Origin of the sequence: Campylobacter sp. BCW_6465 (assembly GCF_001762815.1) — a bacterium.
Classification (GTDB): Bacteria; Campylobacterota; Campylobacteria; order Campylobacterales; family Campylobacteraceae; genus Campylobacter_D; species Campylobacter_D jejuni.
The window spans coordinates 1-1678 of the sequence record NZ_MJXN01000064.1; the positions used below are offsets into that span (position 1 = coordinate 1).

Genomic DNA, 1678 nt, shown 5'->3' on the forward strand with positions numbered 1-1678 from the left:
ATTTCATCTAGTCCTTGTGCGATTTGAAGTTTTAAATTTTGCATTTTTGCAGGAGCTAAAAAAGTTAAATGATATTCGTTTAATTCTTTATTATCTTCTAAAGCATTTTTGATGATTTTATCATACTCATGTAGCTGTGTAAAATACCCTACTCCTAAATCTTTATTTTCAAATTCCTTATAAGCACTTTTATAAACTTTAGCAATGTTTTTTGGGATAATAAAATAAAGTTTGATTAAATTAGTATCAAAGCTAAGATTTAATTCTTTAAATTCATAATCTTTACTAAAGTCTTGTTTGAATTGATTAAGAATATTTATATCCTCTATATCTTTTAAATCTTTTAAATCTATATTAAATTCATTTAAAGCCTTATCTTGTTCTTTTTTTTCATTATTGATTAAAAGATTATAGATAGGTAAATTATCTTTTTGAAATCTATCACTTTTATAATGAAGTCTTATTATAGGTTCTTTTAACTCTATTTGATTTTTACTTTGTTCTCCTAAGCCCTCTTTAGGATCAAAGCTGTGATCAAATTTAAACTTAGTAGGAGTAAAGCTTACTTTTAAAGGAAAACCTTTATCACTAATACAAGCTGATATGAGTTCTTGTAAGATTACATATTCATTATTGACTTTCTTTTGAGATAAGGATCCTTTTACATTAACAACTTTAGTACAAGGAACACTTACACCTGCTATAGTATTAGGACAAGCTACTATACTAGAGTTTAATAAATCACTTTCTAGCATTATAGACACACCATCATCTTTAAAAGTTTTTCCTTTGTTTGATTTAAGTATGACTTTACCTCCATGGATACATTCTAGGTTTTGATTTTCTAAAAGAGCATGAAGTTTAGCTATAGCTTGTTTTTTATCTACTTGTGTGGTTTTTTGTTCTTTTAAAGTGTTTGAAATTAAGTCTTTATACTCTAAGCTTTGTTTGCTTAAACATTCTAATTTAATATTTAAAGAATTTTCTATAATAGAATAATTAAGCAAGCAAAGTTCATCATTTTTATAAAAGATACTAAGTCTTCCTAAACCACTGCTTTCATCTTTAGGAGAAAAATAATAACTGGGTGTATCTTGTTTTATAGTATTATCTTGATCTAATTCTCCAAAGTAAAAAGGATTGTTAGGAAGTTCATTTGATCCTGTAAGGAGGGTGGAGTTTAGGAAGATTTTTATATCTAAACTTTTAAAATCTATTTGATATTTTTCTTCTATGTCCTTTATATCCAAAACACTTCTATCTTTTGCAAAAATATCACAATGATTATCATAAATATGGATTAAATTTGACATAGAGATGAAAGAAGTATTGTTAGAATTATCTTGCAAATTTACTTTATCTAAGAATATGATTTTTATATTATTTGTCTTTAATACTATGGTATTGGTATTTTTATCATAAAATTGCTCTATGTTAAATACTTCGTTTAAAATTAAATTAACATCATTTTCCTTAGTATTAAAGCTTTGATTATTTAGATTATCTTGTAAGGAAATTTCTTTATTTAAATAGTCTTGGATATCTTTTATTTTTTCATTTCTTTTTTCTTTTAAAGTATTGATAGATTTATAAAGCTTTTTTCTAGTATCAAGATAGGTATCATTGAGCTTTTCTTTATCTAGGATGAAGATTTTTGTGAAAGTAGAATTATAGCCTA

General features: G+C 24.7%; 1 protein-coding gene. It reads right to left on the reverse strand.

Annotated features, from left to right (window positions below):
- The coding region (locus AJ886_RS11005; RefSeq protein ID WP_186820739.1) for a hypothetical protein at positions 1–1007 on the reverse strand (1007 nt) is incomplete at its 3' end.
- Positions 1008–1678 lie beyond the last annotated feature (671 nt).